Annotated in this window: 16 protein-coding genes; 9 read left to right on the top strand and 7 right to left on the bottom strand. The window is 68.9% G+C overall.

Going from position 1 to position 17,645, the window contains the following annotated elements; all coding sequences use genetic code 11:
- Nucleotides 1–88: 88 nt before the first annotated feature.
- Entirely contained in the window at nucleotides 89–784 is a 696-nt protein-coding gene (locus AB0I91_RS18945) for a hypothetical protein (protein WP_499637803.1), read from the bottom strand.
- A 220-nt stretch (nucleotides 785–1,004) separates the two neighbouring features.
- Here AB0I91_RS18945 and AB0I91_RS18940 point away from each other — a divergent pair, with 220 nt between their 5' ends.
- Together AB0I91_RS18940 and AB0I91_RS18935 are read left to right on the top strand one after the other, a co-directional pair.
- The gene (locus AB0I91_RS18940; protein ID WP_499637800.1) at nucleotides 1,005–2,234 is read left to right on the top strand and encodes a sensor histidine kinase; all 1,230 of its coding nucleotides are present in this window, start codon (nucleotides 1,005–1,007) and stop codon (nucleotides 2,232–2,234) included.
- A gap of 76 nt (nucleotides 2,235–2,310) precedes the next feature.
- Entirely contained in the window at nucleotides 2,311–2,949 is a 639-nt protein-coding gene (locus AB0I91_RS18935) for a response regulator (protein WP_498783757.1), read from the top strand.
- 80 nt (nucleotides 2,950–3,029) lie between these two features.
- Here the strand turns inward: AB0I91_RS18935 and AB0I91_RS18930 are convergent, their stop codons facing one another.
- A complete protein-coding gene (locus AB0I91_RS18930) occupies nucleotides 3,030–3,710 on the bottom strand; it encodes a flavodoxin family protein (RefSeq protein ID WP_499609351.1) in 681 nt (226 codons plus the stop codon).
- Between the two features lie 154 nt (nucleotides 3,711–3,864).
- On the opposite strand from AB0I91_RS18930, the gene AB0I91_RS18925 reads away from it, so the two are divergent.
- The 4 genes from AB0I91_RS18925 to AB0I91_RS18910 all read left to right on the top strand — a co-directional run bounded on the left by AB0I91_RS18925 (nucleotide 3,865) and on the right by AB0I91_RS18910 (nucleotide 9,375).
- Entirely contained in the window at nucleotides 3,865–4,755 is an 891-nt protein-coding gene (locus tag AB0I91_RS18925; RefSeq protein ID WP_499609354.1) for a LysR family transcriptional regulator, read from the top strand.
- Between the two features lie 892 nt (nucleotides 4,756–5,647).
- Nucleotides 5,648–7,561, top strand: coding sequence for a GMC family oxidoreductase (locus AB0I91_RS18920; RefSeq protein WP_499637797.1), 1,914 nt, complete (start codon nucleotides 5,648–5,650; stop codon nucleotides 7,559–7,561).
- An 84-nt stretch (nucleotides 7,562–7,645) separates the two neighbouring features.
- Nucleotides 7,646–8,812, top strand: a complete 1,167-nt coding sequence (locus AB0I91_RS18915) for a ferritin-like domain-containing protein (protein ID WP_499637795.1) — start codon at nucleotides 7,646–7,648, stop codon at nucleotides 8,810–8,812.
- Nucleotides 8,809–9,375, top strand: coding sequence for a hypothetical protein (locus AB0I91_RS18910; protein WP_499609358.1), 567 nt, complete (start codon nucleotides 8,809–8,811; stop codon nucleotides 9,373–9,375). The genes AB0I91_RS18915 and AB0I91_RS18910 overlap by 4 nt, the downstream gene beginning before the upstream one ends.
- Nucleotides 9,376–9,596: 221 nt before the next feature.
- Here the strand turns inward: AB0I91_RS18910 and AB0I91_RS18905 are convergent, their stop codons facing one another.
- On the bottom strand, nucleotides 9,597–10,136 hold the full coding sequence (locus AB0I91_RS18905; protein WP_498783745.1) for a pyridoxamine 5'-phosphate oxidase family protein: 540 nt from the start codon (nucleotides 10,134–10,136) through the stop codon (nucleotides 9,597–9,599).
- A gap of 391 nt (nucleotides 10,137–10,527) precedes the next feature.
- On the opposite strand from AB0I91_RS18905, the gene AB0I91_RS18900 reads away from it, so the two are divergent.
- The 3 genes from AB0I91_RS18900 (at nucleotide 10,528) to AB0I91_RS18890 (ending at nucleotide 11,362) form a co-directional block, all read left to right on the top strand.
- Nucleotides 10,528–10,902: a hypothetical protein gene (locus tag AB0I91_RS18900; RefSeq protein WP_498783743.1), complete on the top strand. Its 375-nt coding sequence runs from the start codon at nucleotides 10,528–10,530 to the stop codon at nucleotides 10,900–10,902.
- 83 nt (nucleotides 10,903–10,985) lie between these two features.
- The gene (locus tag AB0I91_RS18895) at nucleotides 10,986–11,213 is read left to right on the top strand and encodes a recombinase family protein (protein ID WP_498783763.1); all 228 of its coding nucleotides are present in this window, start codon (nucleotides 10,986–10,988) and stop codon (nucleotides 11,211–11,213) included.
- Nucleotides 11,210–11,362 (top strand): hypothetical protein, encoded by a 153-nt coding sequence (locus AB0I91_RS18890; RefSeq protein ID WP_498783741.1) that lies wholly within the window; start codon nucleotides 11,210–11,212, stop codon nucleotides 11,360–11,362. Before AB0I91_RS18895 ends, AB0I91_RS18890 begins: the two co-directional genes overlap by 4 nt.
- Nucleotides 11,363–11,483: 121 nt before the next feature.
- On the opposite strand, the gene AB0I91_RS18885 is transcribed toward AB0I91_RS18890, so the two are convergent.
- From AB0I91_RS18885 to AB0I91_RS18870, 4 genes are read right to left on the bottom strand one after another with little or no spacing between them, the layout of a single operon-like run.
- The gene (locus tag AB0I91_RS18885; protein WP_498783740.1) at nucleotides 11,484–12,233 is read right to left on the bottom strand and encodes an SDR family NAD(P)-dependent oxidoreductase; all 750 of its coding nucleotides are present in this window, start codon (nucleotides 12,231–12,233) and stop codon (nucleotides 11,484–11,486) included.
- Between the two features lie 29 nt (nucleotides 12,234–12,262).
- Entirely contained in the window at nucleotides 12,263–14,089 is a 1,827-nt protein-coding gene (locus AB0I91_RS18880; RefSeq protein WP_499637790.1) for an ABC transporter ATP-binding protein, read from the bottom strand.
- The gene (locus AB0I91_RS18875) at nucleotides 14,089–15,936 is read right to left on the bottom strand and encodes an ABC transporter ATP-binding protein (protein ID WP_499637787.1); all 1,848 of its coding nucleotides are present in this window, start codon (nucleotides 15,934–15,936) and stop codon (nucleotides 14,089–14,091) included. Before AB0I91_RS18875 ends, AB0I91_RS18880 begins: the two co-directional genes overlap by 1 nt.
- Nucleotides 15,936–17,309, bottom strand: a complete 1,374-nt coding sequence (locus AB0I91_RS18870) for a condensation domain-containing protein (RefSeq protein ID WP_499637784.1) — start codon at nucleotides 17,307–17,309, stop codon at nucleotides 15,936–15,938. Before AB0I91_RS18870 ends, AB0I91_RS18875 begins: the two co-directional genes overlap by 1 nt.
- Between the last annotated feature and the right edge of the window lie 336 nt (nucleotides 17,310–17,645).

Below are 17,645 nucleotides of genomic sequence, written 5' to 3'. Positions count from 1 at the left end.
TCCTTCGGTACCGGCGGCGGTTCCTGGCCCCGCGGCGCCGGTCCAGCTGCCACTGCGCCACGAAAGTGACGGCACCACCGCATCTCGGTCACGACCGGACGAGGCGCAGGCCGGTCGCGAGCAGCCAGACGAGCCAGGCGGCGAACCCCAGGAGCCCGAGATAGAGCAGCGGCGAGCCGTCGGCGATCGCGAGGTTGCCGAGCCCCGCGGCGAGCAGCAGGCTCCCGCCCACCAGGCCCAGCAGGCGCTGCCAAGCCGGGGTCAGCCCGCTCGCGTGCGCGGCGAGGGCCGCGCCGATGAAGGTGGCGCCGAGCGTTGGCAGCGCCAGCGCGAACGCCGCCGCGTGAACCTGCCAGACGAGCTCGAACGCGGGCGTCGGCTCGGCGAGCCCGACGGCGGACAGCGCGAGCCCGATCTGCAGGACGTTGACGAGCACGAAGACGGCCGACAGCGTCGCGCCGGCGGCCACGGCGAGGCGCGACCAGTCGGCGCCCGCTCCGCCGCGCCGCTCCACGAGGCCGTGCAGGCCCGTCGCGAACACGAGCAGCAGCGGCAGGTACAGGGCCACCAGACTGGACGCGATCGCGACCGAGTCGCGGTTGGCCGCGTAGTAGGCCAGCACGTCGTCGATCGGAGCGTCGAAGGTCGGCGCGCCCGTTACCGCGAGCACCGCGTTCTCCACCACCACCGACACCACGAACGCGATCGCCGCGGCGCCGAGGAGCCGGCCTCGAACGAACCAACTGCGGGCCGGCGCGGTGGCGGTGTCCTGCGGTGATCTCATCTCTTGCTCCTTCGTCTCAGTCGGATGGCGGGTTGTCGAGCAGGTTCGGGGTGTTCGTTCGGGTGTCGGGCCGTCTGTTCCGGTCAGGTGGAACAAGGTTGCCGATGCGTCCGCACGCGCCGCTACGGGCCGAGGTCGATGGCGGCGGGCCGAAGGTCTACACCCCGGGTTCGACTTTGGTCGGATGCCGTGGGGCCCGACCCGGCCGTACGCTTTGATCATGACGGCCCCGGCGGACCCGCGGGATCGGAGCCCGCTGCCGGCGGGCGTGATCAGCGATGCCGACCACGATCCGGCACGCCCGGCCGAGCGCACGGCCCGCGGCCGGGTGGTCGACGCCGCGTGTTTCGTGCTGGCCCTTGGCGTGGTGGTGCTGACCCTGGTCGACAGCCGCGCGCAGCACGTCGCGCCGGGTCTGCTCACCGTCGACCTCGTCCTCGGCGGCCTGTGCAGTCTGGGGGTGTGGCTGCGCCGGCGCCGGCCGGTCGGCCTCGCTGTGGCCGCGGGTCTGGTCAGCATCTACGCGACGTCCGCCGGGGGCGCGTCGCTCATCGCGCTGTTCACCGTCGCGGTGCACCGGCGCTTCGCGGTGGTCGCCCCGATCGCGGCTGGGTGCGCGCTCGTACCGTTCCTGACGCTGCTGGTTCGGCCCGACGTCCCAGTCGGGTCCCCGTCGGAGATCGTGCTGGGCGTCGTCGTCGGCGTCGCGGTGCTTGCCTGGGGCATGTTCGTCCGGGCCCGACGCCAGTCGCTGCGGGAGCGGGCCGGGCGGGTCGAGGCCGAACAGGAGCTGCGCGTCGCCGAGGCCCGCCAGGGCGAACGCAACCGGATCGCCCGGGAGATGCACGACGTGCTCGCCCACCGCCTGACCCTGCTGAGCCTGCACGCCGGGGCGCTGGAGCTACGCCCCGACGCCGCGCCCGAGGAAGTCGCCCGTGCCGCCGGGGTGGTTCGCGACAGCGCCTACCAGGCGCTGGAGGACCTCCGGGAGGTGATCGGCGTCCTCCGCGCCGGTGTCGACCGGTCCGACGAGACGCCGGAACGGCCGCAGCCCACGCTGGCCGACCTCCCTGACCTCGTCGACCAGTCGCGGCGCGCCGGGATGCGGGTACGGCTCGACTGGCAGACCGACGCGCGTTCCGCCGTACCGGCTGGTGTGGGGCGCAGCGCGTACCGGATCGTGCAGGAAGGGCTGACCAACGCCCGCAAGCACGCCCCCGGCGGCGAGGTGGCCGTCACCGTCCGGGCAACCCCGCGCGACGGCGTGACCGTCGAGATCCGCAACCCGTGCCCGATGGGCACCGGCGGTGCTACCGCGATTCCCGGCGCCGGCATCGGCCTCATCGGGCTCACCGAACGGGCCGCCCTCGCCGGCGGACGCCTCGAACACGGACCCACCCCGGCCGGTGAGTTCCGGCTCTGGGCCTGGCTACCGTGGCCTACCCTCTGATCGCGGCCAGGGTCGGTCCGCGGCCCGGCTGGGCGGAGAGAAGGAGCCCGACGTGAACGCAGCGGTGCGGGTCCTCGTGGTCGACGACGACCCGCTCGTGCGGGCCGGGCTGGCGATGGTCATCGGCGGCTCGCCCGACCTGACCGTGGTGGGCGAGGCCGGCGACGGGAGCGAAGTAGCCGCCGCCGTCGACGCCTGCGCCCCGGACGTGGTGCTGATGGACATCCGCATGCCCATCCTCGACGGCCTCGCCGCCACCGAACAGCTGCGTGCCCGACCCGACCCACCCGAGGTCATCGTCCTGACCACCTTCGACGCCGACGAGCACGTCCTGCGCGCGCTGCGCGCCGGGGCCAGCGGCTTCCTGCTCAAACACACCCCACCCGCCGAGATCCTGCGCGCGATATCGCGGGTCGCGGCCGGCGAACCCATCCTGTCGCCGACCGTGACCCGACAGCTCATCGCCCACCTCAGCGACACCGGCGCCGCCGCCCGGCAACGGCACGCCACCACCGCGCTGGATCGGCTCAGCGAACGCGAACGCGAGGTCGCCGTCGCCGTCGGGCGGGGCAAGTCCAACGCCGAGATCGCGGGCGAGCTTTTCATGAGCGTGGCCACCGTGAAAGCCCACATCTCCCGCATACTCACCAAACTCGATCTCAACAACCGCACCCAGGTCGCCCTGCTCGCCCACGACGCCGGCCTCACCGGCTGACACCGGAGCCTTCCGCCCCCCCGCCCGCACCTGTCGAAGACGCTGAATCGCCGATCGTGGGACGGATTCCGGACACGTCGTCAGTGCGTGGTGGCTGCCTCGGTCGTCACGCGGTTGTTGAGTTCGCGTAGTTCGGTCTCGGTGATGCGTTCGGTCTGATAGGCCCTGCCGTGCACCCAACGGGCCGTCACCCGGGCCACCCGGGCGCCGTAGCGCCGCGCGGTGACCATGTCGCCGTGGCTTCCGGCCAGTTCGGCGCCTTGGTCGACGTTGCTCTGGCTCATCACGCCGAGCCAGGAACCAAGCCTGTTGACGTCGTCGCGGCTCCCGCCGCTCCAGTTGTTCCCGGGCGGGTCGCCGACGGGGATCCAGAACATGTTCATCTGGGCGGCGAAGACGGCCAGTTGCTGCAACGACATCAGCTTGTCGCCGCTCTGGGAGGCGGAGTTGGTGAAGCCGCCGGCGAACTTGTCCTTCCAGCCCTGCACGAACCACTCGTCGAAGGCGGACTCCATGAACGCCTTGAACACCCAGGACAAGCTGCCCATGTACGTGGTCGAGCCGAAGATGATCGCGTCGGACTCGGCCAGGCGCGCCTTGATGCGGGCATCCGCCCAGCGGCCGTCGGTGACCTGTTCCGGGAGGAGTTGCAGGAGGTGGACGTCGGTTCCGTCGACGTCCTCCGCCCCGGCGGCGATGTGCTCCGCGAGTGCCTGTCCGCGGCCCTGCCGCGAGTGAACGACGACTGAGACGGTTGTCATGAGTTCCTCGAGTGGGTCGATGCCATGCGCGACCGCGTCTGGTGGCGCATCCCCAGTCAGCCTGGTGCGGAGCCGGCGAGCAACGCGTCTTTGAAGACCACAGCGATCGGTGCGGCCGATCGATGACTGCGGGTGCATCGACTACCCTCCGAGCGTGGAACTCGATCTCCGTCGGCTCGAGTGCTTCGTCGCGGTCGCCGAGGAACTCCACTTCGGTCGTGCCGCCGAGCGCATCTTCCTGGGGCAGGCCACGGTCAGCGAGGCCGTTCGCAAGTTGGAGGCGCAGATCGGCGGCGGGTTGTTCGACCGCACCAGCCGACAGGTGCGACTGACCCCACTGGGCGAACGCCTCCTCCCCGAGGCACGTGCCGCGCTGCTGCAAGTACGCCGCGCCTACGAGGTGGGCACGACATTCGCGCGAGAGGCGACCGAAGTCCTCTCCGTCGCCTACGCCGAAGACATCGGGCACGACCTACTACTGCGCTGCCTACCGGAACTACGCGCGCAGTTGCCCAACGTGACGCCCGTACCACGTCGCATGGACACCGCCGCCCAACTCGACGCCCTCGAACGCGGAACACTCGACATCGGCATCGGATGGGGTCCCGTCGCCTCTACCGGCGTCACGGCCACCAGACTCTCCAGAGAACGATTCGTCGCCCTGATCGCCGACAGACACCCCCTCGCCGCGCGACGCTCACTACGAACCGACGACCTCTCCGGCCTCGGCGTCCTCACCTGGCCCCACCAGGTCAACAGCGGCCTCTGCGACCGCCTCATCGCGGCATTCCAACGGTCCGGCGCCACCCTGCGGATCGTCCGCACCGCACAGGACATCGACACGATCGGCACCCATGTCGCCGCCGGAACCGGCATCGGCATGGCAGTCTCCTCTGCGATCACCCACCGAACCCTCCCCGGAATCCGCACCATCCCCCTTGCCGGCCCCTCGACCTCGGTCGACCGCACGCTCTTCCTGCCCAGGCGACCGTTGAACGCAGCACAGGAGCAGCTCGCAGAACTCCTTCGCGCCACCGCGCGATGACGGTGTGGCCGCTCGATGCTTCCAACCGGGGACACCATTGGCGGTCGACGCGCTCCCGGACTGCTGCCACGGTGTGCTCAGCGTCGTCGTTCCTCGATTCGAACGGGAGTGGTTCTCGGTTCGAACAGCACCGGCGCGAATAGAGCCGGGCCGCGGCGTTGCTGGTGCGCGCCCGACTCGGCGGTGAGGCGAGGTCGACCTGATTGGACTCGACCGGGTCGACGGCGGTGACCTCGCCGTGGATGTGGATCTGCACGTGCACCGGAGGGTGGGGTCTTCCTCGGAGTCGTGAAGCGTCGCAACTCCATGATCACCGATGCGGGCTCACCCGCCGCCGTCGCCTCCGCGGAGGCCGCTCACCCCGCAAACTCCCAGTTCAGCGCGTTGCTGTCCGACCACGCAATCGCCCTGCGTCCTCGATCTGGAGAGGCAACGCTGAAAAGGCTCTTTTACTACACCCGAACGGTGGATTCACCGACAAGACCCGGTGCGGGAGACAGCGCCATATGCAAGCCTCGTGCCGAGGCCCCTTGCCGTGATCCCGGTGGATCGGCGAGCGGCGTCGGAGGTGGTCAATGGCAAAGCGGAGGGTGATTCTCGTATGCGGCGTAGGCGGACCGGCCGACAACGCGGCGAGTGGCCGCGGTTGGAGGTGGGAGCCGCTGGGGATCACTGGAATCCCTTAGCAGTTCGTCGGTGGGCGACGCGATGCCTGCTCGACTCGGTTCTTCGGCTTGAACTCGGATTCTGAGCAGGTCCTCTATTTGCCAGTGGCAGTGGCGGGCCTCGGATAGTCATTCGATCACCATCCGTTCTGACGACTGGTGGGATCTGTCACCGGAATTATTCCCGTAACCGGGTGAGGTCACCCCAGACGTGGAAAGGGGTATCAATGACATCTTTCGATGATGCAGACCAAATTATTTTCCCGGCCGGTGCCGCGACGCAGACCAGCGCCGCAGAGGCCGCGCAAGGCCATTGGGACGCCGTTGTCGTCGGTGCCGGCATGGCAGGTTCCATCGTCGCCGAGCGGCTGAGCCAAGCGGGCTACAGCGTGCTGATCCTCGAAGCCGGCCCCGGCAAGGACCTGGACCTCGCCGAGTACGAGTCGTACCTGTCGCGGTTCTACGGCGCGGTCGTCAAGGACAACCAGTCTCCGTACCCGTTCAACCCGAATGCCCGGATGCCCAGGAGCACCGACACCATGCCGGTGCGTCCGGACACGCCCCGAGACGACTTCTACCTCGTACAAGAGGACAGGTACTGCACGGACACCACCTTCACCCGGGTTCTCGGCGGCACCTCCATGCACTGGGAGGGGAAAGCGCTGCGCATGCTTCCCGAGGACTTCGACCTGCAAACCAAGTACGGCCAGGGCCTGAACTGGCCGCTCGGCTACGACGACCTGGAGCCCTACTACCGGCAGGCCGAGGCCGAACTGGGCGTAGCCGCCGAAGTCGAGGACCAGGCATACCTGGGAATGCACTTCCCTGAGGGATACGTGTTCCCGATGCACCGCATGCCGCCGTCCTACCTCGACCAGACAGTCGCCCGAGGCGTGGACGGCATGCGGGTCAACCTGGCGGACGACGATTACACCCTCCGGGTGCGGAGCTTTCCGCAGGCCCGCAACGGCGTGCCGAACGCCGCGTACGACGGCGGCAAGGGCTTCGTCCCGGTCGGCGCGGTGAGCACGAGCCAGGCCGAAGAAGGCGAGCGCTGCCAGGGCAACACCAACTGCGTCCCGCTCTGCCCCGTACAGGCCAAGTATCACGCGGGAAAGACGCTGACCAAGGCGCTCCGCAAGGGCAACGTGAAGATCGTGACGCAAGCCGTCGCGTCCAAGGTGGAGATCAACGAGCAGAACCGCCGAGTAGCCGGGATCACCATCAAGAAGTACCAGTCGCTCTACTCCGACAGCTACGAGACGTACACGGTGAAGGGCACCGTCTACATTCTCTGCGCGCACGCCATCGAGAACGCCCGGCTCATGCTGGCCTCCGACATGCAGCGCATGAGCCGCAGCAAGCTGATCGGCCGCAACCTGATGGACCACGCCTACCTGCTGTCGTGGGGCCTGCTGCCCAAGCCGGCCGGCACGATGCGAGGCACAACCTGCACGAGCGGGATCACCGACCTGCGCGGCGGGCGATTCCGCAGGACCCAGGCCGGCTTCGGCGTGGACATCCACAACGACGGCTGGGGATGGGCAACCGGCTCGCCCTACACGGACCTGGTCGAACTCGTCGACAAGCGGGGCCTGCGCGGGTCGGAGCTGCGCAGGACACTCGGGAACCAGATCTCCCGACAGCTCCTGCTGGCCTTCATGATCGACCTGCTCCCCGACAAGAGCAACACGGTCACCGTGGACGACCGGTACAAGGATGCCATCGGCAACTTGAAACCTGTCGTGTCACTCAAGATCCCGCCCTACACCATGCGTGGCGCCGCGTTCGCCCGCAAGCTTGCGGCCGACATCTTCGAGAAGCTCGGTGCCGAGGACAGGACCAAGTACGACGAGAAGAGCTACAGCGCCGTCGAGCACGACGGCCAGTGGTACAACATCGTGGGCGGCAACCACCTGGCGGGCACCCACATCATGGGAACCGACCCGGCGAACTCGGTGGTCGACCACACCCAGCACTCGTGGGACCACGACAACCTCTACCTCGTCGGGCCGGGCAGCTTGCCCTCCATCGCGACTTCCAACATCAGCCTGACCATGGCGGCGCTCGCCTTCCGCAGTTCGACCCACATCGTCAGGTACCTGCGTGCCGCGAAAGCGCCGGTCACCGTGCACAGCTAGACGGCCGACAGATCGGCGGGGTCGAACGCGACACCGGCCACCGCCGCCGCCCACGATCGGGAGAACATGTCCGTTTCAGAAGTAGTGTCCGTTTCGGAATCGGAGCCGTCCGAGGGCTCCCAGATCCAGACCATCGAAAAGCTGCACGAGTACCTCTACAAGGGGCTCCAGCTGGAGCATGCGACGCTCCCGCCCTACCTGACAGCCCTCTACTCGCTGCACCCCGGGAAGAACTCGGATGCATGGCACGTCATAAGGGTCGTGGCCGTCGAGGAGATGCTGCACCTCACCCTGGTCGCGAACGTCATGAACGCCGTGGGCGGGACGCCGGACCTCACCAAGCGCGGCTTCGTGCCGAACTACCCGACGCGCCTGCCGTCTGGTCCGGATGACTTCGAGGTGCATCTCCGACCGTTCTCGCCCGAGGCTCTCGCCACGTTCCTGAGGATCGAGAAGCCCGCGCAGGCGGCTAGCGAGGAAGACAGGTTCGTACCGGTGGACTGGGCGGCCCTCGGGCTGACGTCCAACGGCTCGGCGCCGTCATCGGACGAACTGGCGGAACTCGAGGAGTCCGGCACCGTCCTCGGTCTCGTCCCCGGAGACCCCACCCAGCGCTTCTCGAGCATCGGCGAGTTCTACGAAGAGATCATCCGCGGAATCAACCACCTGGAGGGCCAGGCCCGCAAGGTGGGGAAGACGATCTTCACCGGCAATCCCGCCCGCCAGGTGACCCCCGAGTACTTCTACTCGGGTGGCGGCGACGTGATCAAGGTGACGGGGCGGGACACCGCGGTCGCGGCGCTCACCCTCGTCGCGGAGCAGGGCGAAGGGCTGCACGGCGGCATCTACGACAGCGAGGACGAAATCGCCCACTACTACAGGTTCCAGCAACTGGAGAAGGGGCAGTACTACCAGAAGGGCGACAAGCCGAACAAGCCTTCCGGTCCGACACTGAACGTCGACTGGACGGCCGTCTACCCGGTGAAGCCGGACCTCAAATTGAAGGACCTCGAGGGGGACCCGGAAATCCTGGCGGCGGCCAAGGAGTTCAACGAGTCCTACGCCACCTTCCTTGCCAATGTCAATCTTGCCTACAACGGTCAGCCCGACCTGCTGCTCAAGGCGGTGTGGGAGATGTTCCGCATCCGCGACAGCATGAACCGCCTCATCCGCAACCCGCTCACCGGCCATCCGGGGGCGAACGCCGGCCCGACGTTCGAACTCCATACCGTCGAGGAGGAAGCACCGTGACGCAAGGAACGGCCACGGAAGACAAGCTGCGCGAATTCGTGAAGTTCTCCGCCGCGGTGACCGGGTTCAGCGAGTTCGACCTGTGGGGGACAGGCCAGGCGGAGGTGTACTACGAAACGGTCGTCAATCAAGAAGGGTGGGACGCGATCCGGAACGCGATCTCGTCCGATCCCTCCGCCGTCCCTCCCGATCCAGTGGTGCAAAGCATCATCAAGCTCTGGTACGTCGGCGTCTGGTACGGCCCGGAACTGACCGGACGTGTGGACGTGGCAGCCTGGACGGCGCCCGGCCGGAGCGGTGCGAAGCCCGCCGTCCCGGATGACAGTCGGCCCGAGGAGGGCCGGCCCTGGCAGGATGTGCCCGGGCAGCACCAGGCCGGGGAAAACGGCGCGCACGCCAGAGATGGACGCAAACCCTTGTTCGTCGTCTCTCCCGACGCCTACACCGAAGGGTTGTTGTGGCGGGCGATCGGCGCCCACCCATCCGGCGCGAAGGCGCCGGGCTACGGGTCGTGGGCCAACCCGCCCACATTCGATGACTACCAAAAGGGGCAAGTGCAATGAGCAGCACCGTACCGGATCGGGCGACCGCCGGTTGACGATGCCGTGCTGGCGTTGATCGGGCGGATGGCCCGGAGAACACCGGCTGGGGCTTCCGCAGGATCCGGGGCGCGCTGCTCAAGCTCGGCCACCGGGGCGCCGCCTCGACCGTGCGCCGCGTGCTCAAGCGCCTACGCCTACCGCCCGCACCCGAGCGCAACAGCGACACTTCGTGGCGGCGGTTCCTAGGCCGGCGGTTGTTGGTCGAGCAGCCCGACGGGGTCGGTGCTGTAGGCGACCATCCAGCTGGGGTCGATGCGATACCAGACGTTCTCGTCCCAGAACGGGTCGTCGCCGTCGCCGTCGTAGTGGTTGACGAGGTAGTCGCGGATCGCCGGCCACGTCGGGTCGCTGCTCGCCCCTTCGGGGTTCAGCGGAACGGCGTGCCCGTGCGTGAAGATGCCGAGCTGCTCGCCGCGCATGAAGGTCGCGCTGATGCCGGGTCGCGCCGCGAGATGACGGGCTTTGGCGGCCTGGCGGTGGGTGCCGAAGATCCAGCGGCCGTGCAGGAGGTGCCCGTCGGCGCCGCTGATGCGCGGCTCACCGCTCCGGGTGACCGTGGCGATGGCCAGGGTGCACATGCCTTGGCAGACTCGGACGACCTGCTCGGCGTCCAAGGTGCTTTCACCTGGCCGGATGATCGACTTGAGGTGGTTGCTGGAGTCGGCCAAAGACGTGTCGAGCAGGACTTGGAGGCTGCGGAGCTCGTCGGGAGTTTCGAACATCCGGCCAGTTAATCAGCTTCCACCGACAGTCTCGGCTCGGTGCGCAGTCGCCGACCGGGCGTGGGGGAGTCGGAGGAGGTGGTGCCCGGCGCGTGGTGCCCGGTGTCCAGGCAACACCACCACCTGCTCGCTCAGCGCCATGCAGTGCGCGCACGCCGTGCCCCAGTCCGGCACGTCGGTGGCGTAGAACGTGGTCATACCCGTTCGCGGCCGTTGATCAAGGTCTTGGCGGGTGTCGGTATGGTGCAACTGGACTCGATCGGTGCGCGGCCAGGCGGCTCGTCGACACCATCGCCACCACGTTCCAGCCCGCCGCGCACGCCGATGCAGGCGTTCACCGACCACGACCCCCTCCGGCAGCCGCCGAACACATGACCGACTGGAGGCGTACGTGTCCGTTGCGACCACTCCTCGTTCCCTGACCCCGAGCGAGAGGGCGGTAGTCGAACTGATCCTCGCCAACGACTTCCCCGGTGTAGTCGAATTGCGGGCTCAAGTCGACTTCGTGCAGGTGGTTGCGCGGTGGGCGGCAGATTCGGTCAGCGTCGACCTCGTGGTTCCGGAAGGAGCTCTCCCGGCGCAGGGTGTCAGTGGAGTGATCCCGGTGGATGCGACGGTGGTGGACGATTCGGGTGTGCCGTCCGGGGAGATCCTTCTCTGGGCGACCCGTGGATACCTTTCGGCAATCGAGTACGCCTGGTACGGAGATGAGGTGCCTCGTGCTCTTCCGGATGTCGCGCTGATCATGACGGAGGTGCGTGCGTAGCTGGTGCGGTGTCTGGACACGTCGACCCGGTAATCGGGCTGTGAAGCTCGGCGTCCGTACGCCCGCCGAGGTCCGGATCTGCTCTGGTCCCGGATCTCAACGAGCGCGGCGTCCCGTGCCCGGCCGCGCACGACGCCGAGCGCAACACCCACCGCACCAGGCGTCGCCGGACGGTCGAGACGCTCACGGTGATCCTGCAGAACCCGCGCTACACGGGCTGGCAGATGTGGAACCGGCAGGGTGTCGACCATGACCACACCACCCCGGCTGCTATACCAGCGCGTTCCGGCAACGGCGCAGTCGGTCGTTGACCAACTTCGGCTCGTTCTCGAACATCACGAGCAACTCCGCGCACGTGGCGGCGTCGCCGATGGCCGGCCTCGCGCACATGACGCGGCAGCTCCACGCCGACCAGCACGAGCGTCAGATCGACCGAAGGATCGCAGACCTCGAGCATTGACGACGACCTCGCTGCCGCACGACCGACCCTGCACCGCACGGGACGGTCGATCGACGATCCGCTCGACCACGAACGACAGGAAGACCGGCCCACCGCGGAGAATTGGTCCGCACGAGGCCCGTCAGGTGCCCTCGATCTTGCGTTGCAGGGCGTTCATCCCGATGATCCACCGATCGGTGTCCGCGGCCTTGGCACGGTAGTAACCAGCTACCTCCGGATGGGGCAGGATGAGGAACCGGTCGTCGGCGAGGGCTGTGACGACGGTGTCGGCGACCTCCTCCGGATCGATGGCGGTAGGCTCCACGAGGGAACGCATGCTCGGCCCGGCCCCGGCGAGCATGCCGGTACGCACGCCCTGCGGGCACAGCGCCTGCACGGTGATGCCACGGTGCCGGTAGGTGACGGACAGCCACTCGGCGAAGGCGAGCGCGCCGTGCTTGGTGACGGCGTAAGGGGCGGAACCGAGCGTGGTCAGCATCCCCGCCGCGGACACCGTGGCGAGGAACCGACCGCGGCCCCGCGCCAGCCAGGCCGGAAGGAGCAGCTCGGCGGCGCGGACGTGCGCCATCACGTTGACCTCCCACGCCCGCGCCCAGGAGGCCGCAGGAGCCTCTGGGCCGCCCTCGGGGGCCACGCCCGCATTGGCGCAGTACAAGTCGATGGCACCCAGCTCGTCGGTCGCCGTCGCGACCAGCCGTCCGACACCGGCCTCGCTCGCCGTGTCCACGACGACCGCGACGGCGCCGGTCTGCTCGGCCACCTCGACGACCGCGTCACCGTCGACGTCGGCCAGCACGATCCGCGCTCCCGCGGCGGCGAACCGGCGCGCCAACGCCGACCCGATGCCGCCACCCCCGCCGGTGATGACCACCCCGGCACCCCGGAGGTCGAATCCAGCACCTATTTCGATGGGACGCTCCTTCCCACTCGTACTTCGTAGGCCTGGGCCTGGGTCGCGTAGAGCTTCGCGTAGCGACCACCGGACTCGAGCAGGTCCTGGTGGCTGCCCGACTCGACGATCCCGCCGTCCGCGATCACGAGCACGTGGTCGGCCATGCTCACGGTCGAGAACCGGTGCGAGACGAGGACGGTGACCGCACCGGACTGCGCGGCGGCTTTTCGCGCGTGTCGGGCGAAGTTCTCGAACAGGTCGTGTTCGGCTTGGGGATCGACTGCCGCCGTGGGCTCGTCGAGGATCAGCAGCAGCGGTGCGGTGCGCATCATTCCGCGCGCGAGGGCGAGTCGCTGCCACTGCCCGCCGGACAGGTCGACGCCGCCGAAGATCGTGCCGAGCTGGGTGTGGAGGCCGTCGGGCAGCGTGGAGACGAACCGCGCCGCGCCCGCGGCTTCCACCGCACGGCTGATCGCGTGCGTGTCGTCGAGGGCCGACAGGTCGCCGACACCGACGGACTCCCGCACGGGCAGCTGCAGGCGGGCGAAGTCCTGGAACACGCCGCACGACACCGCCGCCCACGACCGGGGATCGATCGCGGCCAGCGGCTGCCCGTCGACGAGAATCCGCCCCGAGGTCGGCTGGTAGAGACCGGTCAGCAGCTTCACCAGCGTCGACTTGCCCGCACCGTTGATGCCCACCAGGCCGACGACCGAACCCGCGGGCAGGTGCGCGTCGAGCGAACGCAGCACCGGCGCGTCACCCTCGGCGTACCGGAACGAGACGTTCTCCAGCGTGATGCCGTCGGCAAGCAGTTCGGGCGCGGGCGTCCTGATGTCGTCGAACCCCGACGCGTAGTCGCGCAGCCAGAGGTAGTGGCCCGCGGCGCGCCCGGCGTCCGCGGCTCTGGCGTAGTTGTCGCGCAACATCCAGAGCTGCGTGCGGAGCTGGGTGGCCAGGGAGACGACGAGCACCAGCGCACCCGTCCCGATCCGCCCGGCGATCACCTCGTTGACGACCAACGCCAACCCGCCGGCCAGGCCGAGCAGGTAGCACAGCCAACCGCCCGCCTCCAGCAGCGTGCCACGCGCCAGCGCCGCGCGTTGGGCGTCGGTGACCTCACCCCACAGCCGGTCGGCCCGAGCCGACAGCTCGGGCCCCGAGCCGCTGATGCGGAGCTCCTTGGCGGCGTCCGCGTCGAGGCACAGACCGTGCAGGTTCGCCTCGAGGCGCGCCACCTCGGCGTGCTGGTCGTGGACCAGGCGCAGCGCGGACTGCCCGCGACTCGCGAGCAGCATCAGCGGCAGCGTGGTGAGCCCGAGCAGTAGCAGGGCCGGGTGCACGAGCACGAGCAGCCAGACGCTGAGGCCGAGCATCAGCGCGCAGACACCGGTTTCCGCGATCGACCACCCGTACGAGGCGAGCGCCCCGCTGCCCTTGGCGGCGAGGTAGACGCGGTCCAGGTACGCGGAACGCTCCAGGTGCTCGATCGAGGGGACGCGCGCCACGTAGCGGTAGACCTCCTCGGACAGCTCGGCCTCGACCTTGTGCACGAGGTTCACCCGCAGGTGTGCGGCGACGCGGGTCGCGATGGTCGAGGCGACCTGCGCGAACGCGACGACGACCACGGGAATGACCAGCCAGGTCAGGCCGGGGTCGAGAGCATGGCTCACCAGCCCGTCGATCAGCCACCGCTGGCTCTGGGCCACGCCCACGCTGCCGAACGCCACGGCGAGGAACACCACCGCCGTCACGATCGAGCCCGCGCGGCTGACTCGCCACGACAACGCGGCCAGATGACGGAGCACCGCGATGCTCTGCCTCGCCCGGCTCATCACGCCTCCGCCCTCGCGAACCGCGACGCCTGCAGGCGGAACAGCGCGGCGTAGCTGCCGTCCGCGGCCATGAGCTGTTCGTGGGTGCCCGACTCGGTGATCGAGCCGCCTTCGAGCACGACGATCCGATCGGCCCCCCGGACGTTGGAGAGCCGGTGGGAGATCAGCACGACCGACGCCCCGGCGGCGCCTGCGGTCACCCGGTTGTTGAACTCCTGTTCCGCCTCGACGTCCAGGTGGGCGGTCGGTTCGTCGAGCACGAGCAGTTCACGTCCGTGCGCCGCGGCGAACAACGCACGCGCGATCGCGAGCTTCTGCCATTGCCCGCCGGACAGGTCGACACCGCGCTCGCCGCCGCGCCACAGCCTCGTGGCGATCCCGTCGGGAAGCCCGGCGACGACCTCGTCGGCGCCGGCCGCCTCGATCGCGGCATGGATACCGGCGGTGTCGCCGAAGTGTTCCGGTGCCGACAACGCGACGTTGTCGGCACCGGTCGTCCCGTAGTGGATGAAGTCCTGGAACAGCGCGGTCATCCGTGCGCGCCACGCCCGGAGGTCGAGCTCGCGCAGGTCGACGCCGTCGACCAGGACGCGCCCGGAGTCGGGGTGGTGGAGCCCGGCCAACAGCTTCGTCAGCGTCGTCTTGCCCGCGCCGTTGACGCCGACGATGGCCAGCGTCTCGCCCGGCCGGATCTCGAGCGAGAGGTTGTCGAGCACCGGCCGGCCGGTGCCTCGGTAGGTGAAGGTGACGTTCTCGAAGCGCACGTGCGGGGGACGGCCGGTCGACACCAGCGGTCGGGAGCCACGGGTCGACGGAGCGTGCCGGGAGGCCATCCGGTCGAGGGCGCGCACGGCCGCCACACCGTAGTCGATGTCGAAGGCCTCCTGGCCGAGGTTGGTCAGAGCCATCACCACCCAGGCCGCGACGATGCAGCGCGCCACCGTCGCCGGGCTCTGCCCGGAAGCGCCGAGCACGACCAACGTCACGGCGGCGCTGCCGGCCGTGAGCGAGAACGTGAGGCCCTGGCGCTTCAGCACGGATGAACGGGCTTCCCACATCGGGCTGCGCGCGGCGACGTTCGCGCTTCGAAACCGCGTGAGCAGCCAGTCCGCCAGCCCGAACAGCCGAACCTCCTTGGCCGGTCCGGCCTCGGTGAGCAGCCCGGCGAAGTACTGCGCCTTGCGGTGCTCGCTCATTCGGGAGTCGTCCATGGCCGCGAGCCACATCCACTGCCGGCGGGTGAGCATCCGGATGAACAGCGAGACCGCGAACAGGCCGACCGCGAGCCACGGGAAGTGCACGGCGAGGACCGCGGCCGACACCAGACCGGTGACGACCCGGAACACGAGCGTCAACTGGCCGACCGCCGCGTTGCCGGGAGACCGGGTTCGCCAGCCGACGCCGAGGTCGCAGGCACGCTCGACGTCGTCACGGAACTCCGCGTCGGCGAGATGCCCGATCTCCTCGGGCGCCAGCGCGATCCGGCGCACCAGCAGGCGCACCGCTCCGTCCACCCGCCGTGCCGCGAGCGCGGACGGCAGCACCAGCGCGACCTGGGCCACGCGGTCGACCAGGATGATCCCCACGACCGCCAGCAGCGGCCCGAGCACCTGCGCGAACCGATCGCTCTGCGTGACCGCGCCGATCAGCCAACCCGTCGAGACAGCACCCAACGCGGCCGTCGCCACACCGACCGCCTGCGCACCGACGAGCGTTGCCACTGTCCCGACACCGGCGTGCCGCAACAAGCGCAGCAGCTTGACCCGCTCGGTGGCCATCTCGCGCAACGCGGACGGGCGGAACGCGCCGAGGGTGAACCGCGGGTCGGCCAGGCTGTCCGTCGGCATCAGGCCTGCGACCCGGCGGACGGCACGAGGACAGCCCTGGCGAGGAAGCTGTTCATGCGCTCCAGGAGCAGCGAGATGCCCTCCGTGCGCAGGAGGTTGGTCTCGACCCGCAGGATCGGTTCCCGGGAAGCGCCCTGGATCGCCCCGACCCCGAGGTTGAGGGTGGGCCCAGCCGCATAACCCGGCGCGGTCTCCTTCATCACGGGCTTTGCCGCATCTACCGCTGCCCTGGGACCCATCTGGTGGACCGCTCCCTTCAGCCCGTCCATGGGGACGATCGAGCGCACGTCGTTGAAGTGGATGAACGGGGTGTTCTCCGACGCCAGATCCAGTCGCGGGAGGAACAGCGCACCGGGGGACTGGGCGTGGCGATAGGCCTCCAGCGAGTTCCGGAACACCTCGCGCACCGCGGACCGGGGGTCGGTGCTGCCAGGTGACCACACGAGGACGGTCAGGTTCTTCAGCCGGGTGATCGAGCCTTGGCGTGCCGGGTCGGACCTGTTGGACGAATGCAGGTAGCAGCCGATTGTGTCCAGTCGGAGGGTCTGCGCGGCAGCGCGCAGGAAAGCGGTGAGGATGACACCGGAGGAGCTGGCTCCGAACATCCGTGCGATGTCATCGGCGGCACGCAGGACTGGTTCGGCGGACACGATGACGGAGCGGACGGTTCCGCCGTCGAGAACGGGAGGCCGGGGCAGCGCCTGAACCATGGCCATCTTCTCCCGCCAGTAGTTCAACGCCTGGTGCTCGGCGCGCCGCCCTTCCACGCCGGCCTCCCACTCGACCTGGTCGAGTTGCTGGAAGACCGGTTCCGGTCGCGCGGACGCACCGCTCTTCACCGCCCGGAGCTCCGAAATGAATGACGACACCACGTTCTCGCAGGCACCCGCGTCCGCGACGATCCGCGAGACGTCGAAGGCCGCATGCGTCACCTCTCCGGCTGCGGCGACGAAACCCGCGCGGAACGTGTGCCCGTTCTCGATGTCGAGCACCTCGGCGCCGACCCGGTTCCGCAGGAGCTCGTCCGTGGGCGTGTGACCGGTGCGCACGTGGTACTGGGTGACCTCCACGAACCCGCTGCCGACGACCTCTTGGCGGACGAGGCGGCCGTCGACGATGTGGAATCTCGTGCGAAGGGATTCATGTCGGCTCACCATGCGGCCTATGGCAGCGATGAAGTCGTCGACGGTGGTACCAGCCGGGACCTCCACGCTCAGGCAGATGTCGTAACTCGCGCTGGTGCGCTCGGCCAGTCCGTTGATCGAGTTCCACTGGATCTGTTGCGCCCAGCCGATGTCCCCGGAACGCCGCGAGCAGTGTGCGAAGTGAACCGGGCGAGGCTGGGCCAGGAGCGCGACCGAGGGCTCATCCATCGGCGACCCGCTCGACTGGCCGTCGGTTGTGCACGGTAACCCTCCACCTCGCCGTCTCGTCAATGCGGCAGCTGTCCAGTGTCGAATTAATTTTCAGATTATCGCCGGGAGCGTGAGCGGTCCATTGGATAACAGCGCCCTTGTCGACCAGCTGAATGCGAACCCCGGGTCCGAAACTTTCGACCCGATTCACGACAGTATCACCGAGGCTCAGCGGCCGTCAACCCAAGCTGTGCGGCCAGATGTGTGCGCGCCGGACTCTTCACCGTCGAACCGCCTTGACATGCCAGCGCGGAGATCCCTAGCCTCGATCTCGAAACATCGAGAGTAGACATC

Source organism: Actinosynnema sp. NPDC049800 (genome assembly GCF_040656635.1).
Lineage (GTDB): Bacteria > Actinomycetota > Actinomycetes > Mycobacteriales > Pseudonocardiaceae > Actinosynnema.
This window is presented reverse-complemented; position numbering and strand designations above follow the sequence as displayed.

What these genes read in the sequence shown, in the direction of transcription:
- AB0I91_RS18875 (WP_499637787.1), bottom strand. Translation starts at nt 15,936, where the DNA reads ATGCCGACGGACAGCCTGGCCGACCCGCGGTTCACCCTCGGCGCGTTC.
- AB0I91_RS18920 (WP_499637797.1), top strand. Translation starts at nt 5,648, where the DNA reads ATGACATCTTTCGATGATGCAGACCAAATTATTTTCCCGGCCGGTGCC.
- AB0I91_RS18880 (WP_499637790.1), bottom strand. Translation starts at nt 14,089, where the DNA reads ATGAGCCGGGCGAGGCAGAGCATCGCGGTGCTCCGTCATCTGGCCGCG.
- AB0I91_RS18945 (WP_499637803.1), bottom strand. Translation starts at nt 784, where the DNA reads ATGAGATCACCGCAGGACACCGCCACCGCGCCGGCCCGCAGTTGGTTC.
- AB0I91_RS18905 (WP_498783745.1), bottom strand. Translation starts at nt 10,136, where the DNA reads ATGTTCGAAACTCCCGACGAGCTCCGCAGCCTCCAAGTCCTGCTCGAC.
- AB0I91_RS18940 (WP_499637800.1), top strand. Translation starts at nt 1,005, where the DNA reads ATGACGGCCCCGGCGGACCCGCGGGATCGGAGCCCGCTGCCGGCGGGC.
- AB0I91_RS18930 (WP_499609351.1), bottom strand. Translation starts at nt 3,710, where the DNA reads ATGACAACCGTCTCAGTCGTCGTTCACTCGCGGCAGGGCCGCGGACAG.
- AB0I91_RS18870 (WP_499637784.1), bottom strand. Translation starts at nt 17,309, where the DNA reads ATGGATGAGCCCTCGGTCGCGCTCCTGGCCCAGCCTCGCCCGGTTCAC.